27 protein-coding genes are annotated in these 25,302 nt (G+C 39.7%); 17 read left to right on the forward strand and 10 right to left on the reverse strand.

The features are described from left to right. Positions 1–2 precede the first annotated feature (2 nt). From ACERCG_RS01460 to ACERCG_RS01475, 4 genes are all read left to right on the forward strand, one after another. Positions 3–578 carry a 5-formyltetrahydrofolate cyclo-ligase gene (locus ACERCG_RS01460; RefSeq protein ID WP_373610315.1) on the forward strand — a complete coding sequence of 192 codons (576 nt, stop codon included), beginning with the start codon at positions 3–5 and terminating at the stop codon, positions 576–578. Further along, the gene (locus ACERCG_RS01465) at positions 575–1,357 is read left to right on the forward strand and encodes an IclR family transcriptional regulator (protein WP_373610316.1); all 783 of its coding nucleotides are present in this window, start codon (positions 575–577) and stop codon (positions 1,355–1,357) included. The genes ACERCG_RS01460 and ACERCG_RS01465 overlap by 4 nt, the downstream gene beginning before the upstream one ends. An 85-nt stretch (positions 1,358–1,442) precedes the next feature. After that, entirely contained in the window at positions 1,443–2,957 is a 1,515-nt protein-coding gene (gene putP / locus ACERCG_RS01470; protein WP_373610317.1) for a sodium/proline symporter PutP, read from the forward strand. Between the two features lie 155 nt (positions 2,958–3,112). Then, entirely contained in the window at positions 3,113–4,273 is a 1,161-nt protein-coding gene (locus ACERCG_RS01475) for a sugar MFS transporter (RefSeq protein WP_373610318.1), read from the forward strand. A 53-nt stretch (positions 4,274–4,326) separates the two neighbouring features. Here the strand turns inward: ACERCG_RS01475 and rsmI are convergent, their stop codons facing one another. After that, positions 4,327–5,199: a 16S rRNA (cytidine(1402)-2'-O)-methyltransferase gene (gene rsmI / locus ACERCG_RS01480; RefSeq protein WP_373610319.1), complete on the reverse strand. Its 873-nt coding sequence runs from the start codon at positions 5,197–5,199 to the stop codon at positions 4,327–4,329. Between the two features lie 73 nt (positions 5,200–5,272). Between rsmI and ACERCG_RS01485 the strand changes: the two genes are divergently transcribed. The 6 genes from ACERCG_RS01485 to ACERCG_RS01510 all read left to right on the forward strand — a co-directional run bounded on the left by ACERCG_RS01485 (position 5,273) and on the right by ACERCG_RS01510 (position 10,836). Next, positions 5,273–6,994 carry a penicillin-binding protein activator gene (locus tag ACERCG_RS01485; RefSeq protein WP_373610320.1) on the forward strand — a complete coding sequence of 574 codons (1,722 nt, stop codon included), beginning with the start codon at positions 5,273–5,275 and terminating at the stop codon, positions 6,992–6,994. Further along, positions 6,969–7,355, forward strand: a complete 387-nt coding sequence (locus ACERCG_RS01490; RefSeq protein WP_373610321.1) for a YraN family protein — start codon at positions 6,969–6,971, stop codon at positions 7,353–7,355. Before ACERCG_RS01485 ends, ACERCG_RS01490 begins: the two co-directional genes overlap by 26 nt. A gap of 6 nt (positions 7,356–7,361) precedes the next feature. Further along, on the forward strand, positions 7,362–7,946 hold the full coding sequence (locus tag ACERCG_RS01495; RefSeq protein ID WP_373610322.1) for an SIS domain-containing protein: 585 nt from the start codon (positions 7,362–7,364) through the stop codon (positions 7,944–7,946). 9 nt (positions 7,947–7,955) lie between these two features. Next, positions 7,956–8,546, forward strand: a complete 591-nt coding sequence (dolP, locus tag ACERCG_RS01500) for a division/outer membrane stress-associated lipid-binding lipoprotein (protein WP_373610323.1) — start codon at positions 7,956–7,958, stop codon at positions 8,544–8,546. 193 nt (positions 8,547–8,739) lie between these two features. Beyond that, positions 8,740–8,982 carry a hypothetical protein gene (locus ACERCG_RS01505; protein ID WP_373610324.1) on the forward strand — a complete coding sequence of 81 codons (243 nt, stop codon included), beginning with the start codon at positions 8,740–8,742 and terminating at the stop codon, positions 8,980–8,982. 438 nt (positions 8,983–9,420) lie between these two features. After that, positions 9,421–10,836 (forward strand): autotransporter outer membrane beta-barrel domain-containing protein, encoded by a 1,416-nt coding sequence (locus tag ACERCG_RS01510; RefSeq protein WP_373610496.1) that lies wholly within the window; start codon positions 9,421–9,423, stop codon positions 10,834–10,836. A 78-nt stretch (positions 10,837–10,914) separates the two neighbouring features. Here ACERCG_RS01510 and argE read toward each other — a convergent pair whose 3' ends face one another. The 4 genes from argE to rdgC are packed head-to-tail and all read right to left on the reverse strand — an operon-like array spanning position 10,915 to position 14,416. Beyond that, complete coding sequence (argE, locus tag ACERCG_RS01515; protein WP_373610325.1) at positions 10,915–12,060, reverse strand: acetylornithine deacetylase; 1,146 nt, start codon at positions 12,058–12,060, stop codon at positions 10,915–10,917. Positions 12,061–12,073: 13 nt separating this feature from the next. Next, positions 12,074–12,868, reverse strand: a complete 795-nt coding sequence (locus ACERCG_RS01520) for a DUF998 domain-containing protein (protein ID WP_373610326.1) — start codon at positions 12,866–12,868, stop codon at positions 12,074–12,076. 12 nt (positions 12,869–12,880) lie between these two features. Then, the gene (locus ACERCG_RS01525) at positions 12,881–13,486 is read right to left on the reverse strand and encodes a beta-phosphoglucomutase family hydrolase (protein ID WP_373610327.1); all 606 of its coding nucleotides are present in this window, start codon (positions 13,484–13,486) and stop codon (positions 12,881–12,883) included. A gap of 21 nt (positions 13,487–13,507) precedes the next feature. Further along, a complete protein-coding gene (gene rdgC / locus ACERCG_RS01530; protein WP_373610328.1) occupies positions 13,508–14,416 on the reverse strand; it encodes a recombination-associated protein RdgC in 909 nt (302 codons plus the stop codon). A gap of 87 nt (positions 14,417–14,503) precedes the next feature. On the opposite strand from rdgC, the gene proC reads away from it, so the two are divergent. Both proC and ACERCG_RS01540 read left to right on the forward strand, forming a co-directional pair. Beyond that, positions 14,504–15,322: a pyrroline-5-carboxylate reductase gene (gene proC / locus ACERCG_RS01535; RefSeq protein WP_373610329.1), complete on the forward strand. Its 819-nt coding sequence runs from the start codon at positions 14,504–14,506 to the stop codon at positions 15,320–15,322. Then, positions 15,319–16,476, forward strand: coding sequence for a 3-phenylpropionate MFS transporter (locus tag ACERCG_RS01540; RefSeq protein ID WP_373610330.1), 1,158 nt, complete (start codon positions 15,319–15,321; stop codon positions 16,474–16,476). The genes proC and ACERCG_RS01540 overlap by 4 nt, the downstream gene beginning before the upstream one ends. A 50-nt stretch (positions 16,477–16,526) precedes the next feature. Here the strand turns inward: ACERCG_RS01540 and ACERCG_RS01545 are convergent, their stop codons facing one another. Beyond that, positions 16,527–16,739 (reverse strand): cold-shock protein, encoded by a 213-nt coding sequence (locus ACERCG_RS01545; protein WP_373610331.1) that lies wholly within the window; start codon positions 16,737–16,739, stop codon positions 16,527–16,529. Between the two features lie 334 nt (positions 16,740–17,073). Between ACERCG_RS01545 and proQ the strand changes: the two genes are divergently transcribed. From proQ to ACERCG_RS01570, 5 genes are all read left to right on the forward strand, one after another. Then, positions 17,074–17,604, forward strand: a complete 531-nt coding sequence (gene proQ / locus ACERCG_RS01550; RefSeq protein WP_373610332.1) for an RNA chaperone ProQ — start codon at positions 17,074–17,076, stop codon at positions 17,602–17,604. A 73-nt stretch (positions 17,605–17,677) separates the two neighbouring features. Further along, positions 17,678–19,690 (forward strand): carboxy terminal-processing peptidase, encoded by a 2,013-nt coding sequence (gene prc, locus ACERCG_RS01555; protein ID WP_373610333.1) that lies wholly within the window; start codon positions 17,678–17,680, stop codon positions 19,688–19,690. A 115-nt stretch (positions 19,691–19,805) separates the two neighbouring features. Beyond that, positions 19,806–21,305, forward strand: a complete 1,500-nt coding sequence (locus ACERCG_RS01560; protein ID WP_373610497.1) for a L,D-transpeptidase family protein — start codon at positions 19,806–19,808, stop codon at positions 21,303–21,305. Between the two features lie 165 nt (positions 21,306–21,470). Then, positions 21,471–22,025, forward strand: a complete 555-nt coding sequence (locus ACERCG_RS01565) for a YcbK family protein (protein WP_373610334.1) — start codon at positions 21,471–21,473, stop codon at positions 22,023–22,025. Positions 22,026–22,041: 16 nt separating this feature from the next. Next, positions 22,042–22,674, forward strand: coding sequence for an MBL fold metallo-hydrolase (locus ACERCG_RS01570; protein WP_373610335.1), 633 nt, complete (start codon positions 22,042–22,044; stop codon positions 22,672–22,674). Positions 22,675–22,710: 36 nt separating this feature from the next. Here ACERCG_RS01570 and ACERCG_RS01575 read toward each other — a convergent pair whose 3' ends face one another. From ACERCG_RS01575 to rsgA, 4 genes are read right to left on the reverse strand one after another with little or no spacing between them, the layout of a single operon-like run. Then, a complete protein-coding gene (locus tag ACERCG_RS01575; protein WP_373610336.1) occupies positions 22,711–23,082 on the reverse strand; it encodes a YcfL family protein in 372 nt (123 codons plus the stop codon). A 1-nt stretch (position 23,083) separates the two neighbouring features. After that, positions 23,084–23,443, reverse strand: a complete 360-nt coding sequence (hinT, locus tag ACERCG_RS01580; RefSeq protein ID WP_373610337.1) for a purine nucleoside phosphoramidase — start codon at positions 23,441–23,443, stop codon at positions 23,084–23,086. 12 nt (positions 23,444–23,455) lie between these two features. Next, positions 23,456–24,055, reverse strand: coding sequence for a ribonuclease HII (gene rnhB / locus ACERCG_RS01585; protein ID WP_373610498.1), 600 nt, complete (start codon positions 24,053–24,055; stop codon positions 23,456–23,458). Then, positions 24,055–25,092: a small ribosomal subunit biogenesis GTPase RsgA gene (rsgA, locus tag ACERCG_RS01590; protein WP_373610338.1), complete on the reverse strand. Its 1,038-nt coding sequence runs from the start codon at positions 25,090–25,092 to the stop codon at positions 24,055–24,057. Before rsgA ends, rnhB begins: the two co-directional genes overlap by 1 nt. Positions 25,093–25,302: the final 210 nt, after the last annotated feature.

Raw genomic sequence — 25,302 nt, forward strand, 5'->3', positions numbered from 1 at the left:
TTATGGATAATTCATTAATCTTTTTTCGTCATCAGCTACGGCAATCAATGCGGGCTAAACGCCTCAGTTTAAGTGCAAGCCAGCAAGTTCACTCTTCTCATTCAATTATTCCACACGCAATTTCTCTTATCGAATCTTACCAAGCCTCACATATTGCCTTTTATTTGCCTTTCAACGGTGAAATTTCTCCGCTACCTTTAATGAATACCTTGCTTGAACAAGGCAAAAAACTCTATTTACCTATCCTCCACCCTTTTACAAGCGGTCAATTATTGTTTGTAAATTACCATTGCAAAACGCCTTTAAAATTTAACCGCTTGGGCATTCAAGAACCAGTGCTAGATGTCAGAAATATCATTCCATTGCAAGAATTAGAGATGATTTTTACACCATTAGTGGCGTGCGATAAAGCAGGTAATCGGCTGGGAATGGGTGGCGGTTTTTATGATAGAACCCTTGCTCAAGCACCGCATATTATTAGCGTGGGATTAGCTCACGAATGTCAGCAAGTCGAACAATTACCGATTGAAAGTTGGGATATGCCGTTAAATCATATTATTTTGGGAGCATCAAAATGAGTGAAAAGAAAGAATCCGCAGGAAACCAAAGTTTAATTAGAGGCTTAACGCTTTTAGAGTTATTGGCAAAATTCCCAAATGGCTGTCCGTTAGCTCACTTAGCGGAGCTTTCGGGCTTGAATAAAAGCACGGTGCATCGTTTATTACAAGGCTTACAGCAAGAAGGGTATATTCGCCCTGCACCCACCGCAGGTAGCTACCGCTTAACCACGAAATGTTTGGCAATTGGGCAACGGGCTTTAAGCTCTATTAACATCTTACACATCGCCGCACCGCATTTAGAGACGTTGAACTTAAAATTAGGTGAAACCGTTAATTTTGCGATGCGAGAGAAAGATCACGCAATCCTCATTAATAAATTAGAAGCTACTACAGGAATGATGCGTACCAGAGCTTATATCGGGCAGCAAATGCAACTTTATTGTTCTGGTATGGGAAAACTTTTCTTGGCTTATGATTCCGAAGAGTATATCCCTCAATATTGGCAAGCAAAATCCTCTATAATTCAAAAACTGACAGTAAATACCATTACCACGATTGATGGAATGAAGAAAGAGCTGGAAACCATTCGCAAACAAGGCTTTGCGATGGATGCAGAAGAAAACGAATTAGGCGTTTCTTGTGTCGCTTGCCCGATTTTTGACCATCAACAGAAAGTGTACTATGCGGTTTCGGTCTCACTTTCAACCGCTCGTTTAAACCAATTAGGGCGAGAAAATTTACTGCCAGCTATTCAAGATACAGCAGAAAAAATTTCAGCCGAGCTGGGTGGACGATAATTTGGTATTGCCATTTTGATTATTTCAGGTAATCTTGCAGCCTTTAGATTAGAAATGATATTTTATACAATTTTGAGGTTCATTAATGTTTGGTTTTGACCCAAAAACAATAATGTTTGTTGTTTATATCTTAGGAATGATAGCAATTGGATTTATTGCTTATCGTGTCACAAATAATCTCTCAGACTATATTTTAGGTGGTCGCCGTTTAGGCAGTTTTGTAACGGCATTATCGGCGGGGGCTTCAGATATGTCGGGCTGGCTGCTGATGGGATTACCCGGAGCAGTTTATGCCGGTGGTTTAATTGAAGGCTGGATTGCCATTGGTTTAACTATTGGAGCTTATCTGAACTGGAAATTAGTAGCAGGCAGATTACGTTCGCACACCGAACACAGCGGCGATGCTTTAACCTTACCCGAATACTTCCACAACCGCTTTGGTGATAAAACAAAATTAATTAAGATTTTATCAGCGGTCATTTTTTTACTCTTTTTTGCAATTTACTGTGCATCAGGCGTAGTAGCCGGTGCGAGAGTGTTTGAAAACCTCTTTGGTTTACCTTACCACCAAGCAATTTGGTATGGGGCAGTAGCAACTATTCTTTACACCTTTATTGGTGGATTTTTAGCAGTAAGCTGGACGGATACCATCCAAGCCTCATTAATGGTTTTTGCCTTAATTTTAACGCCTCTGTTTGTAATGTATAACTTAGGTGGTTTTGATGAAATGCAAGCCTTAATCGATCGTGCAGGCGAAATGGCACAAAAAGATTATAACGATATTTTTACCGGCACGAGCATTTTGGCCGTTATTAGCTTGATGGCGTGGGGATTAGGCTACTTTGGGCAGCCACACATTGTGGTGCGTTTTATGGCAGCGGAAAGTGTGAAATCGCTCGAAAAAGCTCGCCGTATTAGTATGACGTGGATGATTATTTGCTTAGTTGGGGCGATTGGCATTGGCTATTTTGGTATGGCTTATTTCTTCGGTAATCCAGAGCAAGCAGGAAATGTGAGCCAAAACCCAGAGCAAATTTTCATTGAATTAGCAAAATTACTCTTTAACCCTTGGGTGGCAGGGATTTTATTATCAGCCATTCTTGCTGCGGTAATGAGTACACTTTCAGCTCAATTACTGATTTGTTCAAGTGCGGTTACAGAAGATTTATATAAAGGCATTTTACGTCCTAACGCAGCGGATAAAGAATTAGTTTGGCTAAGCCGTTTAATGGTGCTTGCGGTAGCTGCTCTAGCCATTTATATCGCCCAAGATCCGAACAGCAAAGTATTCGGTTTAGTAAGAAATGCGTGGGCCGGCTTTGGTTCAGCGTTCGGGCCTGTAGTGCTACTTTCCCTTTTCTGGAAACGTATGAACGGCTTCGGGGCAATTGCAGGAATGCTAACGGGAGCGTTAATCGTTCACTTCTGGGCAGATATAACACTTAAGTTTGCCTTGCCTGAAGTTTATTCGATGATCCCGGGCTTTATTGCTGCAATGGTAATGATTATTGTGGTATCGCTAATTACGCCAGCTCCAAGCAGAGAAGTGCAAGACACCTTTGAACGTGCAAATAAAGCATATTTAGATGAAGTAAAATAAGATAAAAGTGGCTTAGGGCGATCCTTAAGCCACTTTTTTGCAAAATTTTTAGTAAAAATTATTCACAATCCTTGTAAGGATTGTTCACAGCTTCGCTGCCGTTGGCTGAGCCAACGTTCAAAAAGCGATGCTTTTTGTAACCGCTTGTAAAGACTATGACAAACCTCCTCCTTGCGATTATTTATCTCTGTTTTATTAGTTTAGGCTTGCCCGATGCTATTTTAGGCTCGGCGTGGCCTTCTATGCACCAAGAGCTTGCTGTGCCGCTCTCTTATGCAGGTGTCGTTTCAATGATTATGTCGATTGGGACCATTACCTCAAGTTTGATGTCAGATAAGCTGACCTACCATCTCGGCACAGGCAAGGTGATGGTCATCAGCGTGGCTTTAACGGCTCTCGCCTTGTGGGGCTTCTCCATTAGTGATTCTTTCTGGATTTTGTGCTTGTGGGCAATTCCTTACGGCTTAGGAGCAGGAGCGGTTGATGCTGCATTAAATAACTATGTGGCAGTCTATTACGCTAGCCGACATATGAATTGGCTACATTGTATGTGGGGCGTTGGGGCATCTATTGGGCCGCATATTTTAGGTATCGCTTTATTGCAAGGCAGAGGCTGGGAAGGTGGCTATTACACGATTTCTCTACTACAAATCGGGCTAACGATAATCCTGTTTTGCTCTCTGCCTTTCTGGAAATCTCGCAAGAAAACCACAGCAGAAATGAATGAATCCGCAAAACCTGTCAGGCTAAAAGAAGCGATTAACATTCCGGGCGTGAAGTACGGCATTTTAGCCTTTATCGGTTATTGTGGCGTAGAGCAAACCGCTGGGCTTTGGGCGAGTAGCTATTTTGTAATGGTAAAAGGTGTCGGCTTAGAGCAAGCGGCTGCATTTGGTAGTATCTTTTTTATTGGCATTACGGTTGGGCGAGGCATTAGCGGATTTCTAACATTAAAATTGAACAATCATCAGATGATTAAACTGGGCTTAGGCTTGATTTTGCTCGGCATTGCAATGCTTTGTTTGCCTTTCGGAAAATATGTTACCCTTGCTAGTTTGATTATCATCGGACTTGGCTGTGCCCCGATTTTTCCGTGCTTAATTCACTCTACACCTGATTTCTTCGGCGAAGACAAATCACAATCTGTTATCGGCATTCAAATGGCAAGTGCTTATGTTGGTGTACTATTAATGCCACCGCTTTTTGGGTTAATAGCTAATGCGATAAGTATTAAATTACTGCCGCTTTATTTGCTCGTGATGTTTGCCCTAATGGCTTACGCCTACAGAGGCTTATTACGCAAAACCGCAAGATAAGCTAACAAGCGGTGGTTTTTTGCAAAAAATTAGCAAAGAACCACCGCTTGTATCTATTCAAAATGTTCTAACCCATACTGATACAACGCATTCTTTTTATAGCCGAAAGTTTCTGCCACAATGGCGGCGGCTTTTTTCAAAGGCAGTTCTTGGCAGAGGCGTTTAAGTAATGTAATTGCTTGGCTGGAAAATGCTTCCTCGAGATTTTGTTGTTTTCCTTCCACAATCAGCACAATCTCGCCTTTAATGCGGTTGCTATCCTCATTCAGCCATTTGATTAAATTACCTAGTTGTTCACCGTAAATGGTTTCCCAGGTTTTGGTAATTTCACGAGCCATTACCACATAACGCTCGTTGCCAAAGATTTTTTGCATATCCGCAAGGGTGTCTAAAATACGGTGGGTGGATTCATAAAAAATCAGCGTGCGAGGTTCATTTTCTAATTCGGTTAATTTATCGCAACGGGCTTTTGTTTTGGCAGGCAAGAATCCTTCAAAGCAAAAACGGTCTGATGCAATGCCTGATGCACATAATGCCGTAATTGCCGCACAAGCACCGGGAATAGGAACAACTTTCACACCAGCTTGACGACAATGTCGAACAAGATGGAAACCCGGGTCGCTAATGAGTGGCGTGCCGGCATCTGAAATTAACGCAATATTGTCGCCTTTTGCTAATTTTTCCACTAAAACGACCGCTTTCTGTTGTTCGTTATGGTCGTGTAAGGCAAAAAACGGCTTTTTAATGCCGTAATGGCTGAGCAATAATCCGCTGTGGCGAGTGTCTTCAGCGGCAATTAAATCAACAGAAGATAAGGTATCTAATGCACGTTGGGTAATATCGCCTAAATTGCCAATCGGAGTGGCTACAATATATAAAATTCCGTAGTCTGGATTGATTTCAGATGAATTTTGTCTGTTTTTCATTTGCTTTTAGCTCATTTGATAAGTAAGATTTCACATTAAATTTAGCACATTATATTCTATCGAGGAAAATACAATGGCAACTATTTTAAATTCAACGATGAAAAAGGCGTTTGTGCCTACTGCTATCGCACTCTTCATTTCTGCCTGTACATCAGTAAACCCTATCACCGAATCTATTAAAGATGAGGCTTATTCAAGCTCAGAATTTTATATCAATAAAGCGGATCAAACTAAAGCCAAAGAAGATAAAATTTCATACCAGCTGCTTGCAGTGCGTAAATTAATTGATGAAAACAAAGAATACGAAGCACAAAATACCTTTAGCGAAATTCAAATCGCTGAAATGAATGAAGTGCAGAAATTAGAGTATGAGTTAGTATCTGCTCAGCTTGCAGCATTACAAGGTAAGAACGAACAAGCAACCAGTCAGTTAAGAGCAATTCAACAGCCATTATTAAGTTCTGCCCAACGTTTACGTTATATTCAAACCCAAGCCCGAATTGCAGCGAATCAAAATGATGCGATCGGCATCGTGCGTGCAAGATCGCAGTTGAATAGTTATTTTAAAATGAATCGTGAACGCCAACAAAATAACGATATTATTTGGCAAACCTTGCGTGATGCTAATCGTGGTATGTTAGAAAAAACAGTGCCTGAAGCGGGCGAAATGGAGCTTGCAGGTTGGTTAGCGTTAATTAATCTCTATAACCAAAATGTGACTACACCTGCTCAAATGCCACAGGCAATTAATAACTGGAAAAATCAATACCCGAGCCACAGTGCAGTTGCGGTTATGCCGACAGAATTACAAGGTGTGAATAACTTCCAACAAACCCAATTAAATGGCGTTGCCTTGTTATTACCACTAAGTGGCGATGCTCAAATTTTAGGCGATATTATTCAGCGTGGTTTTAATGATGCGAAAGCAGATGACCTAACGCTCGTTCAGACGTTTGATACAAGCTCATCTGATGTAAATTCATTAATTGCCCAAGCAAAACAACAAGGGGCGAATATTATTGTTGGGCCATTGCTGAAATCTCGTGTCGATGAAATGCTATTAAGCCCTGAAATTCAAAATATTAACGTATTAGCATTAAATGCAACAGAAAACGCTCGCAATATTGCTCAAGTGTGCTATTACGGTTTATCGCCAGAATCTGAAGCTCAAGCAGGTGCAGAAAAAATGTACCGTGATGGTCATCGAGTGGCTGTTGTAGCTGCTCCGCAAGATGATTTCGGTCATCGTTCGGCAGAAGCCTTTTCAAAACGCTGGCGTCAGCTAAGTGGCACTGATGCTGATGTACGTTACTACAACCAACCGCTTGATTCAGTGGCTTCTATTCAAAATGCAAGGGTAACTAAAGCTGGCTTGTATGTATTAGGTGGTGCGGAACAAGTGGTGGAAATTAAACAAGGTATTGATACTTCTAATTTAAAAGATCGCTTGGCAATTTATACTTCATCTCGCAGCAATTCACCAAATAACGGCATTGATTTTTATACTGCAATGGAAGGTGTGAAATTTAGCGAAGTGCCATTATTGGCAGATATGACCTCCAGCGAATATCAAAAAGCGGAAAATTTAGCCAATAGTGATTTCTCAATGATGCGTTTATATGCAATGGGGGCTGATGCGTGGTCTTTGGCAACGAAATTTAACGAGTTCCGCCATATTCCGGGCTATAAAATTTCAGGCTTAACAGGCGAATTAAAAGCAGGGCAAAATTGTAATATCGAACGCAGTTTATCTTGGTTGCAATATCAAAATGGGGCTATTCAACAGGCTTATTAATAGCCAAGTTGTGAGTAAACGGCAACAAGGCTCTATTTATGAACAAAAAGCCCGAGCATTTTTAGAACAGCAAGGGCTTCGTTTTGTTGCCGCTAACCAACATTTTAAAGGCGGAGAGCTAGATCTCATTATGCAAGACGGGCAAACCACTGTTTTTGTGGAAGTCCGCCAGCGTAAAAGCAATCGCTATGGTTCAGCCGTTGAAAGCATTGATTACCGAAAACAACAGAAGTGGCAAAATGCGGCGAATATGTGGCTACTCAAGCAAAATCAAAGTTTAGATACCGCAAATTGCCGTTTTGATGTAGTGGCTTTTGAGGGCAATCAACCCCCATTATGGATTCCTAACTTTTTAGGTTAGATTAAGATGTTAAATAAAATCCAAGATAGATTTACCGAAAGTATTCAAACTCAAATTTCGGCAGCAGAATTATTACCGAATAAATTAAGTGAAGCTGCAAACCGCATTGTGGCGTGTTTATTGCGTGGTGATAAAGTAATTGTGTGCGGACACGGGCGTTCTTACGGCAATGCGGCACTATTGGTTAGCCACTTAATTCATCGCTATGAACTGGCAAGACCGAGTTTTTCAGCGGTGCAATTACAACTTAATGGCATATTAGCAGGCGTTTTTGCACAAGATAATGAGCTGGATTCCGTTTATAAAAAACAGTTACAAGCTGTTGCAAAAGCAGGTGATCTCTTTATTGTTTTTTCGCCTGTGGGTAATGAAGAATGTATATTGCAAGCTATTCATACGGCGAAAAATCAACATTTAGATTTAGACATTATTGCACTTACGGGTAGCAGTAATGACCACACACTCGGATTGTTAGATGAAAGTGATATTGAAATTTCAGCCCCTTCAACCAATGAGTTGAGAGTGATTGAAAGCCATCATTTTTATACTAATTTACTCTGTGAACTTATCGACCATTTACTTTTCTCGTAGGGAGAGATTATGACACATTTAGCAAAAAAACTACTTAAAGCAGGTTTGCTTACTCTAGGTTTTCTGTCTTTACAAGGCTGTATTACCACCGCAGTAGTCACTTCAGCGGCAGTGGCAACCAAAGTGGCGACAGATCCACGCTCAACAGGCACACAAGTTGATGATGAAATTTTAGAAGAAAAAGTGGCTTACAACATCAATAAAGACGAGCAAATTAAAGAAGAAGCCCGCATTAATGTAGTCGCTTACAACGGAAAAGTGTTATTAATCGGGCAAGCACCAAGTATGGACGTAGTAGAAAATGCCAAAAATTTAGCCGCAGGAGCGGAAGGGGTAACAGAAATTTATAATGAAATCCGACAAGGCGAAAAAATCGGTTTTGGACAGATTACACAAGATAGTTGGATTACCACCCAAGTGAAATCCAAACTGCTGGTAAATGGCGAAGTAAAAGCCACCGAAGTGAAAGTGGTCACCGAAAACGGCGAAGTCTTCCTAATGGGCAAAGTAAGCCAAGCTCAAGCTGATGCTGCCGCAGAAGTAGCTCGTAATGTAGGTGGTGTAACAAAAGTTGTTAAAGTATTTAGCTATGCACTGTAATTGATAAGGCGAACCTCAGTGTTCGCCTTATTTCGTTGATTTGTAAATTTTTAGGGAAAATTAACCGCTTGTATTTAAAATCTTAGAGAGAAAATTATGAAAAAAATATCATATTTTTAAACTTTCTGCTATTTCTATTGCTTTATTAGGAGCTGCTTCACAAGGATTTACTGAGGATTGTGGGCTTCCTCTATTGATAGAAAAAGAGCAAAATGGCAATTTGAAATCGTGCATTGTAAGTAAGGAATTAACATCGAATTTCTCTTTAGGGCAGCAATCCTTATTAGATATCAGAAATTCCAAACTAAGACTTGAAGATTCAGATCTAACTCTTTCTGGCGATTTTCAAGGCGATGTTATAGCTATTTCAGATTCTGATGTAGAGATTAAAAACAGCAAAATCACTCGTAAGAATATAGCTGATGGAAATTTCTAATCAGATACAATACGAATCTCAGAAGGAGAAAGTGGTATTTCTAAACTTACCCTGGATAATGTTTCTTTAGCATCAACAGGTGAAGCTCATACTATATCTATTCACGCTACAGAAAAGCAAAGTTCTCTAGCCTCTATTATTGCTAAAGACTCTAGTATATCTTCCGAAGATTCTATTTTTGGCTCTTGGTGGTCAACAAGTAGGAAAGTCAAACAATATGCAAATTTTGATATTAATTTAGAAAACTCTACTATAAAAGCCCCACTGATTATAGCTGTAGGGATACCAAGTGATGATGAAGATGGAATAATTGCTGATGATAAAGTCAATATTGTAGCAAATAACTCTAAACTTTCTGGCCCTATAATTACTCTTGCTGATAGTTCTGGAATATCTAAAAGTGATATTAATCTAACTTCTTCATCTTGGTTTGTTCCAATTGCTAAAGATCCAGTAAGTGGAGATGTTACACATAATAGTGTATCTAATCTTAAATTAGATAACAGCCAAGTTACGTTAGATGATAGTCAAGGTTTTCAAACTTTAACTATTTATGAAAATCTATCAGGCAACGGTCATTTCGATCTCAACACCGATCTTGCTAACCAACAATCTGACAAAATTGTGGTAAAAGGCGATGATAGCGGTAATTTCACATTAGGTATTAAAGATAGCGGAAATGAGCCAAATGCTGCGAATGGTAAAGTAACATTTGTTGAAACGCAAACAGGTCAAGCTCAATTTAGCTTAAAAGATCGTGATTATGTTGATGCAGGGGCGTATCGTTATCGCCTAAATAAAGAGGGAACAAACTGGATATTAGCAAACCGCCAAGCTGAAAGTGTTACAAATACACCTGTTCAGCCTACGCCCCCTGCCAAGCCTGTAACGCCAGCACCTACTGAACCAACCCCACCAGTTGTTGTTCAACCAACACAGCCTCAACCGACACAGCCTAGCCAACCTGTTGTTGCACCTGTATTGAAAGCATTAAGTGAGAAAACAAACGCTCTTGTCTCTCTCCGCCAAGCTCAAGGTGCATTGCTTAGCCAAAATTTACAAGGTATTCATCAACGTTTAGGCGAGTTGAAAACCGATAAATTAAGCAATGTGTGGGTAAAAAATAACAATAGCCGTAGTGAAGCCAAAGCCCAGAATGTGGCGGTAGATAGCCGTTCTTCAAGTTTTGAAATGGATTCTCACAGCCTACAACTTGGGGCAGATCGTGCCATTAATGACAATCTTCGTTTAGGTGGATTTGTCGGTGCAAGCCGTGCTGATGTCGATTTTAATGGCGAATACAGCAAAGGTAAATTGCGCTCACAAGCGGTTGGTTTATACGCAACTTTTGCAAATGAACAGGGTTGGTATTTGGATAACATCGCAAAATATGAACACCTAACTGCTAAGTTTGTTGATGAAAAACGTAAATACAATGGGTTTAGCCTTTCAAGCGAAATCGGCAAACGTTTTGCGTTGAGCAATGATTGGAGCGTTACACCACAAGCTCAGCTTGCCTACCATACCATTAACGGCAAAGCCGATGAGAGCCGTTTAAATCTCTTTACTGCCCGTGCAGGTGTGCGTGTAGCAAAAGGTTTTGCATTGAATAATGGTTGGAATCTACAACCTTATGCGGAAGTAAATGCGATTGCGGAAAAAGCAAATAATGCGAAAGTGCGAGTGAATCAATATCAATTTGATGTAGCAGAAAACAAAGGCAGAGTACAAACCGCATTAGGTTTAACAGCAGGCAACAGCAACCACCGCTTAGGCTTAGAGGCTTCGGTTACTTCGGGTAGTAAATTTAAGCAGCCACTTAGTGTATTAGCGAATTATCGTTATCAGTGGTAATAATTTGCAAAAAATCGGGTAAATTCTACCGCTATGTAAAAACATAGGGGCAAATTGTAATTTGCCCCTCTTTTTATCTTATCGACAGAAATGATAAATCAACTTTGTTAATAGCTCTTTTGTCGGTTCAATATATTTGGTTTCTAAAAACTCATCAGGCTGGTGGGCTTGTTCAATCGAACCCGGCCCTAACACCAGTGTTGGGCAGAGTTGTTGAATAAATGGAGCTTCAGTGCAGTAGTTTGCTGAACCACATTCTTCGCCGAGTAGCTTTTCAACCACCTGCACGATTTGAGCAGAATGCTCGCATTCATAGCCCGGAATGCCGTCGTGAATGGGGCGAATTTCAATTAAATCGCCATATTGCTCAATCATCGGTTTTAAGTATTCATCAACCATTACGTATAAATCAGCTAACGGCATATTTGGCAGTGGTCGCATATCAAACTGTAATTCACAGCAGGCACAAATACGGTTAATGGCATCGCCACCCCGAATGTTGCCAAAATTCATTGTTGGGTGAGTTACTTGGAAGAGCGGATTATGGTATTTTGCTTTTAGGTCATCACGCATTTTTATTAAATAACCGATAGATTCGTGCATTAGCTCAATGGAGTTAATGCCTTTACTCGGATCGCTTGAGTGTCCGCTTCTGCCAGTAATTCTGACCGATTCGCCCATATGCCCTTTATGAGCTCGAATTGGCTTGAGTGAGGTTGGTTCGCCGATAATCGCACAATCTGGGCGAATGTGAGTGTGCTGGGCGAAAGTTTTTGCCCCGAGCATTGTGGTTTCTTCATCGGCGGTAGCAAGAATTCGGATCGGCTTTTTGATTTGTGAGAAGTCAATTTGGCTGACCACGTCTACCACGAAAGCGAAAAAGCCTTTCATATCTGCTGTGCCTAAGCCGTAAAGTTTGCCGTTTTGCTCGGTTAGTTTGAACGGATTGAAAGTCCATTTGCCATCATCAAACGGCACGGTGTCGGTGTGTCCTGCTAGTAATAATCCGCCTTCGCCCTCGCCGTAGGTGGCAAGCAAATTATATTTATTACGGCTGCCTTCAACTGCTAAAATTTCAGTTTTAAAGCCAAAATCGGCAAGCCAAGTGGCGAGTAGTTCAATTAATGCACGGTTTGATAAATCGTGTTCTGCCACTAAACTGGAAATGGTTGGTAACTCAATCAATTGTGCGTAGCGATTAATAAATGGAATGTTGTGTTTCATAATCTATCCTGTTTTATTCTATATGTTGTGTTAAGGACGGGATTTTTCTTAACCGTTTGATAATGGCAAAACCGGCTAAAATTTCCCACATCATAATGGTGTAAATGCCAGCTCGCTCAATTAATGGGCTGAAAATCGTCGGCAGGAACATAGTAACCAAAATACAAATTGCCCCGATAATACCTGCCGTAATGCTAAAACGTTTGAAAAAACGTATTGTCGGGTGGTAAATATCGAGCCCTGCAATAATTAGCGTTAAGTTGCCAATTAAGAAAGTAATGCTTGCCCCTAAATTATAAATGCCAAATTCGCTGCGTGAAGTAGGCTGAATGCCCGAAATTAATGAGCAACCAATCGCAAAACCGAGAGCTAAGATTAAGCCGATAACACGCAGCTTATTGTGGGTAATGTGGGTAATGCCGATTGCATAAATAAAGAAAAAAACGACCGCTTGTATCACAAACATTGTCAGCATTACGATGGAGAGCGGCGAAAGTTCGGTAACTTTTCCGTCAATCATTGTGCCAACAGGCACAAGCAATTCTAAAGTGCTATGGTGGAAATAGGTGGTAAGCGATCTTTCACTAAATAAAATCGTGATATGTTCTGCCAACAGATAAAATACACCGCTGAAACTAGAAACAATCGCAATGATAGATACTAGAAACGCACAACTTTTGCGAAAGCAAGGGTGCATTAGAAACGGGTAAAATTTCACCCCAAATGAACCGCTGGTAAAATAGTTTTCCACCGCTTTTGAAATTGCGATTAATTTTTGTACGAAGTTTTTAATCCACTCTGTTTTCATAACAACTTTTCATTAACGAGTTGCGTGGGTAATAGTATTGGTTCGCACATCGAACACGTCCATTCCACCGCTAAGGGCAGCTTGTACGCCCAAATCAGCATCTTCAAATACCAAGCAACGATGAGCAGGCACGCCCAGTTTTTCTGCACATTTTAAAAATGTTTCAGGGGAGGGCTTGTGGTTGATTACATCGTCGGAATCTACAATAACCGAAACATAATGGCGTAAATTAAATTTTTCATCTAATAATTCCACCATTGCACGGTGCGATCCGGTGCCGATTGCCATTGGCTTTTTGCCGAAATTGGCTTTCACAATCTCAAAAGTGGGCAGTAGCGCGGCATTTTCAGGAATTAATTCCATACCAAATTGGCGTTTTAATTTCACCACTTCATCAAAATAATGCTCAGGCATATTAGCACGCTTCATTGTTTCTCGGGCAATAATAAAGGTGGTTGAGCCACTAAGTTTCATCATAGCATCAGAAGTGAGCGGATAACCTAAAACGTCACCCACCATTTCCCACGCTTTGGCGTGGCTTGGCATTGTGTCGATTAATGTGCCGTCCATATCAAAAATGAGGGCATCATATTGGTCAATAATGGCTTGATCTAACATTGTTTTCCCTAAATTTTGGTTCTAAATTCTGGCTTTAAGTCCACCAAATTCTTCAATCATTTTGGCAGTAAAGGTTTTGAGTTCTTCTGTCATTAGTAAGAAATCGGCATCAAAACGTTGAGCAACATCTTCTTTCAGAATATCGTCATTTTTCTCACGCACTTCATCGGCAAATTTCAGGCGAGAAAGGGTAGCATCTTCATTAAGCACACAAGAGAAATGAGCTTCCCACTCAATGGCAAGTCTTGTGATAAATTTACCCGCTTGTAAGTGCTGGGCGATTTCTTCGGTTTCTAGATCTTGGCGTTTGCAGCGGATAACGCTGTCGGTATCGAAGGATTTCAGCTCTGCTTCTTCTAATAAAGTTAGCCAGCTTGGCGTATGCCCTTTTGCCACCCAGTTTGTCATTACCTCTGCAGGCGGTAATGTGAATGAAATCGGCACAACAGGCAATGAGCCAAGCGTTTTACGCAGTAAGGCAAGCGTGTCTTCCGCTCGTTTGCTTGAAGCGGCATCAACATACACGAGCTGATTGTCTAAATCCAACCAAATAGCGGTAAATTGATGTTTGCTAAAGGCACGAGGCAGCAGGTTCGATACCACTTGATCTTTTACCGCTTGCTTTTCCGTTTTTTTGAGCTTGCGAGCTTCTTTTTCTTCTAATTCTGCAATGCGTTGCTCGGTTTCCGCTTTAACAACATTTGCAGGCAGTAATTTATCTTCTTTATGTGAAACCAGCAAAAATTGGTTACCTTGTGAAAAATGAAGTAAATCAGAGCCTTTCAACGGGCTAGACCAGCCAAATTTACTCATATCAAATTGCGTGCAAGGGGTGAATTTTGTCTCTTGCTGTAAATCATCAAGGCTTTTGCTATCAAGCGAAAGCTCGCTGGTTAATTTATAAATCATCACATTTTTGAAGAAAACCATTTTTGCCTGTCCTTTTAGAGAAATCTTTTAAGGTGTAGAATAAGCTATTCTAACAGAGCCAACCCAAACACAGTAGAGGATTTGCGTATGAACAGTAAAAAACTTGCTTTTATCGGCACAGGTAATATGGCATTTGCGATTATTCAAGGTTTATTGAAAAGCGGTTATCCAGCTTCTCAAATCATTGCGTGTAATAAGAGCAATCTTGCTCGCAGAGAGGAATTACAAGCGGTCGGAATTTCCACAAATTTTGCAAATCGTGAAGCAGTGGAGCAAGCAGAGGTTGTTGTGCTGGCGGTTAAACCGCAGATGATGGCGGAGGTGTGTGCGGAATTTGCTGATGTCGATTTTTCAAATAAATGGGTGATCTCTGTGGCGGCAGGGATTTCAGTTCAACGCTTGGAAGAATTATTATCAACGGCGAAAAATATTATCCGCACAATGCCAAATACGCCGTCCTTGATTGGCGAGGGAGTGACTGGGCTATTTGCAAAAAAATCAGTAAATTCGACCGCTTGTGAATTTGCAGAAGAGCTAATGTCGGCAGTGGGCAAATGCTATTGGGTGGAAAGTGAAGAACAAATCAACCATATTATTGCGATTACAGGCTCAAGCCCTGCTTATTTCTTCCGTTTTATGGAAGCAATGCAGCAAAGTGCGATGCAAATGGGGTTCTCTGAACAAGATGCGAGATTTTTAGTGCAATCAGCGGCATTAGGGGCAGCAAAATTGGTAGAGGCAAATCCAACCGTTCCACTTTCAACTTTACGAGAAAATGTAACCTCCAAAGGTGGCACAACGGCAAAGGCTTTAGAAGTATTTGAACAACAAAATTTAACTGAAACTGTAGATAAAGCAATGTGGGCGGCAATTTACCGAGCTGAGGAAATGGAGAAATCCTTATGATAGCGGTTTCGCCGTTTAAGTGGACAGCATTTAACTATTTCGGCTTTTTCTGTGCTTATGGCGTGATATTACCGTTTTTGCCTGTTTGGCTAAAACATCACGGCTATTCTACGGAAATTATCGGCTTATTAGCGGCAGTAGGTTATCTGTTTCGCTTTGGCGGCAGTATGTTGGCTTCGCAGTGGGTAAATGCGGTAAATCAGCTCATTCCAACCGCAAGAGCCTTAACGTGGCTGAATATTGCAGTTGCTATTGTGTTGGCATTTTCAGGCAATTCAATTTGGCTGATTTTTCCTGTGTTAATGCTGTTTCAAATGTTCAATTCAGGGGCGATGCCGATTGCAGACAGTATTGCGTCTATCTGGCAACGGCAAATCGGTTTAGATTACGGAAAAGCCAGACTTTTCGGCTCAATTGCCTTTGTGGTTGGTTCACTTTGTGGAGGCTATTTTATCGGGCAGTTAGGCGAAGATGTGGTGGTTTGGGTGATTATCGGCTTTTTGGTCTTGTTTGGTATCGGGCAATTCGCTACGCCTACTGTTGGTTTTGAAGACAAAAATGTAGTAACTAATAGCTCTACTGTTACTTATTTAGCCTTATTAAAAGAGCCGTCCACGTTGCGAATGTTGGTTGCCGTCTCGTTAATTTCCGCTTCCCACGCAACCTATTACACTTACAGTACTATTCATTGGTCAAATGCAGGTATTTCAACGGAAATGGCCAGTTTGTTTTGGGGATTGGCGGTGGTATCCGAGATTTTATTCTTTTTGGTCTCTAAGCAGCTGTTTAAGTCCTGGAAAATCAGCCATTTAATGATTTTATCTGCGGTGTTTGCTGTTATCCGCTGGGGAATTATGGGGAGTAGCACAGAGATTACATTGATGATTTTTGCTCAACTTCTACATTCAGTTACCTTTGGAGCTTCCCATATTGCGATGATTCGTTATATTTCAATGCAATCGGCAGAGAATATTACGAAGTTGCAAGGTTTATATTTTGGTTTAGCAAGCTGTGCATTTATGGCGGTATTTACTTTTGTAGCAGGTATGATCTACCAAAATTCGCCAAGCTTAACCTTCTGGTTAATGGCGGCTTTTGTTGTGCCGGCAATGTTTATTGTGCCGAAAAAATTTGACGTGCAGATTTTGAAGTAAGTATAAAAAATGCCGACATTGTGTCGGCATTTTCGTTGAAATAGTATTAATTAGATTGTTTTCACGTTTACGGCTGATGCACCACGTTCTGAATCTTGGATTTCAAATTGAACTTTTGCACCATCTGCTAATGTGCGGTAACCATCGTTTGCTTCAATTGCAGAGAAGTGAACGAACACATCTTTGCCACCTTGATCAGGGGTGATAAAACCAAAACCTTTAGTTGCATTGAACCATTTCACTGTACCAGTAACTGCTGACATAGGATTTTCCTCATATAAATGTAAAAAGTGATAAAAGATAGCTAAACGGGATATTACAGGCGTATCTATCAATCACTTACCCAATATTTATTGAAGAAAATAACTAAAAAGATTCAACTTTAATTAACGCACGAACAGCTTTTGCCATTAGAGCATTTATTCATTTTTTAATCAAATTATTTTTATACTTTTCTGAACATTCAAATGAAAAATAGTCTATCGTTTTTATAATAGGAATATGCGATTTATATGGACGAAGCCTTATAAATCAAATATAGTATCGAGTTAGATTTTAACTTAGCAAATTCTCGAATTTTTATTAACGGAACTTATTATGTCGGAACAACAAGTAGAACAAACTCACAATAAAACAAATCCAAGTACAAAGGAAGTGATTGCGTATTTAGCAGAGAAATTTCCACTTTGTTTTAGTGTGGAGGGTGAGGCAAAACCATTAAAGGTAGGACTTTTCCAAGAGTTAGCAGAAGCGTTAAAAGATGATGAAAAAGTAAGTAAAACCTTATTACGCCAAGTGCTTCGCAACTATACAAACTCTTGGCGTTATTTAGCAGCAAGCCAAGCGAATGTTGCTCGTGTAGGATTACAAGGCGAAGAAGCAGGTGTAGTTACTGAAGAAGAAGCAGCTCACGCAGCAGATACTCTAGCAGCAGCCAAAGCTGTTGTTGCAGAACGTAAAGCACAAGAGCGTAAAGAACAACGTAAAGAATTCTTTAAACAAAAAGCTCGTGAAGAGAATGCTAAAAAACGTGCAGAATCTAAAGCGAACAAAGCAAAATCAGATAATTCAGCTAAGGCATCAGAGGAAAAATTAGCGGCTTTAGCAAGTAAATTTGGTCGTAAATAAAATGTAGGGCGTAGTAAATACGCCCTTTGCTAATTTTTGTCATTTTATGACCGCTTGTAGATTGGAATAGAAAATGAAATTAAAAAAATTAAATACGATTTTTGCAGTTACATTAGGTTTCTTCGCCGGTAATGCCATTGCTGTGCAACCTGATATGAAAGAAAGTGCAATCGTTATCCCAAAACCAACCGAGCAACATAGCTTATCCACAAAGCGTGTAACGGCTCGTTTAACGCAATCTCATTACCATAAATTCCAGTTAAATGATGAGTTTGCACATAAAATTTTTGATCGTTACATTGATTGGCTTGATGCTTCTCATAATACTTTCCTGCAATCCGATGTAGAAGAAATGCGTAGCAAATATGCAGTGTCTTTAGATGATGATCTTTATGCAGGTAAATTAGATGCCGCATTTGCAATGTATGAATTGATGTCGAAACGCCGTTACCAGCGTTATAGCTATGCGTTGTCTTTGTTAGATAAAGAACCTGATTTGAAAGGTAGTGACCAAATTGAAATTGATCGTGAAAAAGCGCCATTCCCAACTACAGTAGAAGAAGCTAATACACTCTGGGAACAGCGTGTTAAAAATGACATTATCAATTTATATCTGAAAGATAAAAAATGGGCTGAAATCAAGAAAACTTTAACCAAGCGTTATAACTTTGCGATTAAGCGTTTAACACAAGTTAAAGCAGACGATATTTTACAAACTTACTTGAATTCATTTTCTCGTGAGATCGACCCGCATACCAGCTATCTTTCACCTCGTGCAGCTAAAGCATTCCAAGAAAGTATGAACCTTTCATTAGAAGGGATTGGGGCAACGCTTACTCAAGAAGATGATGTAACCAGCATTCGTTCGTTAGTGCCAGGGGCTCCGGCTGCACGAAGCAAGAAACTTGTTGTGGGCGATAAGATTATTGGTGTTGGTCAAGGTGAAAAAGGAGCTATTGAAGATGTTATCGGCTGGCGTTTAGATGATGTGGTCGATAAGATCAAAGGTAAAAAAGGCACAAAAGTTCGTTTAGAAATTGAGCCGGAAAAAGGCGGAAAAACCAAAATTATTACTCTTGTGCGTGATAAAGTACGAATTGAAGACAGTGCGGCTAAATTAACCGTTGAGAAAGTTGATGGTAAAAGTGTTGGGGTAATTAAAATTCCAACTTTCTACATTGGCCTAACTGAAGATGTGCGTAAATTATTAGCAGATATGAATAAGCAAAATGTAGAAGGCTTAATTATTGATCTGCGTGAGAACGGCGGTGGTTCATTAACGGAAGTGATTAATTTAACAGGATTGTTTATTAAAGGTGGACCAGTAGTTCAAGTTCAAGATGCTTTTAACCGCATCAAAGTACACAAAGATCCAGAATCAAAAATCGTTTATGACGGTAAAATTATGGTAATGATTAATCGCCATAGTGCGTCAGCTTCTGAAATTTTTGCTGCAGCAATGCAAGATTATAATCGTGCAATTGTTGTTGGTCAGCAAACTTTCGGCAAAGGAACAGTGCAACAAAGCCGTTCATTGAATTTTGTGTATGACTTAGATAAGGAACCGTTAGGTTTTATTCAATATACAATTCAAAAATTCTATCGTATTAACGGTGGTAGTACTCAGTTGAAAGGGGTTGATGCGGATATTAAATTCCCTGAAATCATCAATGCGGAAAAAACTGGTGAAAGTTTTGAAGATAACGCACTGCCTTGGGATAAGGTACTGGCAGCAACTTATCAAGAAGTGGGAAATGCGCGTAATGCAGTTTCAGCGTTAAAAGCTAAACACGAAGATCGTATTGCAAAGCACCCGGAGTTCATTGTGTTAAACGAAAATATTACAATTCGTAAAGAGCGTGATGGGCGTAAATTCTTATCGTTAAATTTGGAAGAACGTTTAAGAGAAGAAAAAGCTGATGATGAAAAACGCTTGAAAGATATCAATGCACGCTTTGCAAGAGAGGGTAAGAAAGCATTGAAAAATATTGATGATTTACCAAAAGACTATGAAGCTCCTGATTTCTTCTTGAAAGAAGCGGTACAAATGGTTATCGATTGGTCAGAAATTGATAAAAAGCCATAAATATGGTTATAATATACGCATAAATATTACCGCTTAGGTAACTAAGCGGTCTATTTTTTATAAATAATATAATAAGAGGAAGAGTAGGTTGAGAACCTTTAAATTATTACCTATTATGATGGCGCTTTCAGGTGTAGCTTTAGCTGAAACAGCAACAGTAACACTTACTCAGGCTGAAGCATCTTCTGTGCAAGATAATATTTTACCGCAACTAAGTTTTGCTGCCCAACAAGCTCGAGCGGCAGAATTAGTGAAGCAAGCCGATTATGCGCTGGCACAAGAACAAATTCGCCAAGAGCGAGCAAGAAAATTTGCAGAAGCGGAAGCACGAGTAAAACAAGAAATTGGTGCAAATTCATTATTGCTTAACCAAGCAACAACTAAAGTTTATTTAGAGAGTGAATTCTCTACAATGTGGAATGATAAAGCAGCAGAAAAGGTATTTTTAAAAGAATATGCTCTGTTTGCTGCAAGTGGTGTATCGGCTAAATCAGCAAAAGCGTTACAACAAATTTTAAATCAACCTGAAGGTTTAGGGCGGGATATTTTACTGACAGATGGCTTTTTAGATTATCTCTACTACAACAAAAACGTATTTAAAAATGCGAATAGCTGGTTGTATAACTTAGGTAGCTACTCTCCTAAAGCCCCATCGGTAGAGCAAATCGGTAAATGGGTTAGCTCGGTCAAAAATGGTTCTTCAGGTCAATTTGTAACGAATTTAGTGCCTAGAAATCATTTGTATCGTGATACTGCAGATAGAGTATTAGCGATGGCGGGTGAAACATCTTCAGGTAAAACGAAGAAAGGTAAAACAGCAGCAGAAAGTGCTAACGGTTCTTCTTTTTATAAACTGGCATTGAATGCACAGCGTTTACGTATTATTCCAAGTTTTAGTAACGGTATCTTTGTAAATATTCCAAGCTACCAATTATATTACTTCCGTGATGGTCAGCTAACATTACAATCTAAGGTAATTGTTGGACGGGAAGATCGTAAAACACCGGTAATGTACAGTAAATTAAGCAATGTGCTTGTAAATCCGCCTTGGAATGTGCCAACTAGCATTATGACAAAAGATATTGTGCCAAAATTAGCTCGTGATCCTGGTTATGCGGATAGAGCGAGTTTTGAAATTATTGATGGCAGTGGTAATAAAGTAAATCCCCGTAGTGTGAACTGGTCTCAATATTTAAATGCTAAAAGTACTCCTTATCGCATTCGTCAAAAAGCAGGAGATGATAGTGCTTTAGGTCGTTATAAATTTAATATGCCAAGTTCAGATGCTATTTATTTACACGATACACCAAATAGAGGATTATTTGGTAAAACAAACCGTGCTTTAAGTTCCGGTTGTGTGCGAGTCGCTAAGTCGGATGAACTTGCTACTATTCTCTTAAAAGAAGCTGGTTGGAGTGTAGATAAAAAGAACCAAGTATTAGGTAGTAAGAAAACAACATCAGCACAAATTCGCTCAGATAACCCGGTTTACTTATATTATGTAACCTCTTGGGTTGAAGGTGGAAAGGTGCAAACACTCCCTGATATTTATAACTTTGATGCCAAAATTCCTCAATACTCGATTAGTTGGGGTAAATTGAAAAGTATTATTTAATTGATTAAATATAAATTTCCAAGAAGATTTCGATCTTCTTGGAACTTTTTTCAAATTTAGTTTACATAAATTTACGATTCTAAATTTTAGCTGAATATGGTGTATAGAAATTCGCTCAGAATGGAACGACTTTCTATAAATCATTAGCTAACCTATGAGGTAAAAATGAAACAAATTGATGTTCAACGCCGTAAGTGGTTATCACTTGGCGGACTTGTTTTAGGGGCTAGCCTTCTGCCGGGTCAAGTAATGGCAGCACTTTCTACGCCGGCTCCGGTAGCATTGCGTTTTCGTAATGTGAACACGGGTGATACTTATACGGCAAAATTCGGTGCAGCAGGGTTAAATAAGCAGGATCTCGGGCAATTAAACTATTTAATGCGAGATCGCCATATTAATCAAGTTAAGGCGATTGATCCAAAATTATTTGTAAAACTTAACCAGCTACAGCGTCGGTTAGGTTTCCGTAATGCGGAAATTTTAGTGTTAAGTGGCTATCGCTCAGCACAAACAAATGCAAAACTTCGCCGTAGAAGCCGTGGTGTGGCAAGTCAGAGTTATCATATTCTTGGAAAAGCGATTGATTTCCAAGTTTCTGGTGTACCGTTAAATAAAGTACGACAGGCAGCAGAAAGTTTAAATAACGGTGGTGTAGGTTACTATCCACGCAGTAATTTTGTGCACGTTGATACCGGTCCTGTTCGTACTTGGAAAGGCTAACAAGCGGTCATATTTTATGTTTAATTTGCAAATTATTCCTGTTAGCCCATTTCAGCAAAACTGTACTGTTATTTGGGATAACGATAAAAATGCAGCGATTATTGATGCCGGCGATGATGCCGACCGAATCATTCAATTCGTGGAATCTCAAGATCTAAAGGTGCAGAAATTACTGATTACCCACGCCCATTTAGATCATATTATGGCGGTTGAGAAGGTAAGAGATCATTTTAATGTTGAAGTATTTGGTTCTCATATTGCAGACAAGCCGTTATTTGAACATTTACCTGAAATGTGTCAGCAATTCGGCTTGCCAGCAGTAAGTGGATTTTATCCAGATCACTGGCTAGAAGAAGGCTATGTGGTTGAAGTAGGGGCATTGAAATATCATATTCGCCACTTGCCGGGACACGCACCGGGTCATATCGGTTTCTTTGACTTTGAGAATAAAATCGCTTTTAGTGGCGATGTTTTATTCCAAGACAGCATTGGAAGAACCGATCTCTATATGGGAAATTATGATCAACTTTTAGAAACTATTCGTACTAAAATGTTTGATTTAGATGATGATTTCATCATTGTTCCCGGACACGGGTCGCATACCACCATTGGGCGAGAAAAGCAAAGTAATCCGTTTTTGAAATCTTAGAGATACAAAAAGCAGAGTTTTTACTCTGCTTTTTTACTATCTTGCACCGCGTAAATAAAGTCGATAATTATGACTTTCTTCAGTAGGCTTAATTAATGCTACTGTTTGTTTTTGTTTTGGTTGTAGCCATAAAGTTTGCCAGCCAGAACTTTCAGAGATACCGCCAGGCGATTGGGTTACGCCATCTTTATCGTACCAAAATAGCTTGTAAACCACATTAAGCGGAAAATCAGTTAAGTTTGTGGTACTAAAGGTTTTGCCGTTGGTATTGAGCTCAACTTTTTGTGCAATATCTTCCTCAATATTCACGATCGGCTTTGAGCCTGTGGGTAAATAACTTACGGGCTTACTGGCACAAGCGGTCAAAAAAATCGAGAAAATTGCAAAAGTAAAATAGGATAAACGCATATTATTTCGCCACTAGCGGCCCTAATTTCTGCCCACCAAGTAAGTGCATATGAATATGAAACACTTCTTGCCCAGCGTTTTTATTACAATTCATAATTAGTCGATAGCCATCTTCGGCAATACCTTCTTCTTTGGCAATTTTTGCCGCAACGGTAAATAAACGTCCTAATGCTAACTCATCTTCGGTGATAACGTGATTCACAGTTGGAATAAATTTATTCGGAATAATCAGAATATGGGTTGGTGCTTGTGGAGCAATATCACGAAATGCTGTAACAAGCTCGTCTTGATAGACGATATTTGCAGGAATTTCTTTATTAATAATTTTAGTAAAAATGGTTTCTTGATATTCTGTTGTCATAGAATTTTCCTTCTAATCAATTAAGCCTAATACTTTTTTCACTGGAGCAAAACTTTTGCGATGATAAGGTGTTGCTCCAAATTCAATTAATTTCTCAAAATGTAATTTAGTTGGATAGCCTTTGTGCTTGGCAAAACCGTACTGTGGAAATTGTTTATCCAATTCGTCCATTTCTTGATCTCGTGCTACTTTGGCAATAATCGAAGCTGCACTGATTTCAGCCACTAAACTATCGCCTTTAACTACCGCTTGTGCAGGCACAGAAAATAGCGGTGGTCGATTGCCATCGACTAAGATGAAATCAGGCTGAATATGCAGTCCTTCCACCGCACGCTGCATTGCCAGCATTGTGGCGTGAAGAATGTTTAATTCATCAATTTCAGCAGGTTCAGCTCTGCCAAGTGACCAACTCAAGGCTTTTGTTTTAATCTCTTCTGCTAATGCTAGGCGTTTCTTTTCTGATAGTTTTTTGGAATCCATTAAACCTTCAATAGGATTATTTGGATCTAAAATAACCGCAGCGGTTACCACTGCCCCAACCAAAGGGCCTCGCCCAACTTCATCAACACCTGCAATCAATTTCGCATTTGGATAGATAAATTTACTCATTATTATACTTCTTCTTTTCTAAAATGGCGTTGGCTTTTGGTTTCAGAAAGGCTTTCGATTAAGCGATGGTAATTTTCAAACCGAATTACAGAAATTTGACCATTTTCGACCGCTTGTCTTAGTTCACAGCCTGGATCATTTTTATGCTTGCAATCACGGAATTTGCAAGTACCGAGTACAGATTGAAACTCACGATAGCCAAGTGTAATTTGTTCAGGCTCTAAATGCCATAAGCCAAATTCACGAATGCCTGGCGAGTCGATTAATTGACCGCCTTGTGCTAAATGATATAAACGTGAAGCGGTGGTAGTATGTTGCCCTAAACCTGAGTTATCGCTCACAGAACCTGTTAGTGCATTAACCTCTGGCAGAAGCTGATTGATTAGACTCGACTTCCCAACGCCCGATTGCCCAACAAAAATAGACGTGCCTTCTGCAAGATATTGGTGCAATTCTTGCATATTCTCGCCTGTATCGGCAGATAAGCACAGGGTTTCATAACCAATATCTTCATAAATTTTTAATTGTTCTTGAACTTCTTGTCGTTCTGTTTCATTAAGTAAATCAATTTTATTCAGCACAATAAGAGCAGGGATATTAGCGGTTTCGCAAATCACTAAATAGCGGTCGATAATATTGAGCGAAAGCGTAGGCAAAACTGCGGAAACGATGATGATCTGATCGATATTTGATGCCATTACTTTAATGCCATCATAATAATCTGGGCGGGTAAGCTCATTTTTACGAGGGAATACCGCTTCAATCACTCCACTAATACCCTGTAGCTGTTCGCTGCCTTTACGCCAAGAAACCTGATCGCCAACGACTACATTTTTTAACGTACGACGGATATTACAACGAAAGATCTCACCGTTTTCCATTTCAACATCAGCGTGTTTGACGTGTCGGGTTACAACTATGCCTTGCTGCGTTTCGCCCAGCATATCATCTTGCCATTCCACCTCTTTTTTATTGATGCGCTTATGATGATTAGATTTTATTCTACGTTGCTGATTGTGGGTTAGTTTTGGTTTACTCAAAGGAATACTCTGCTATTAAAAATAGTTATGGTACTAGGATACTATAAAACCTATTTTTATAACAGATGAAAATGAAAGAATAAAAAAGCATAAAAGCTAGAATAAATATAACGAATAATATAGAATGGCAACCAATCTTCTATAGTTATTTTAGATAGAAAAAACCGCCCAAAGTGGGCGGTTATAAACCAATACGGTTCAAAATATACA

Origin of the sequence: Mannheimia sp. E30BD (assembly GCF_041807785.1) — a bacterium.
Classification (GTDB): Bacteria; Pseudomonadota; Gammaproteobacteria; order Enterobacterales; family Pasteurellaceae; genus Mannheimia.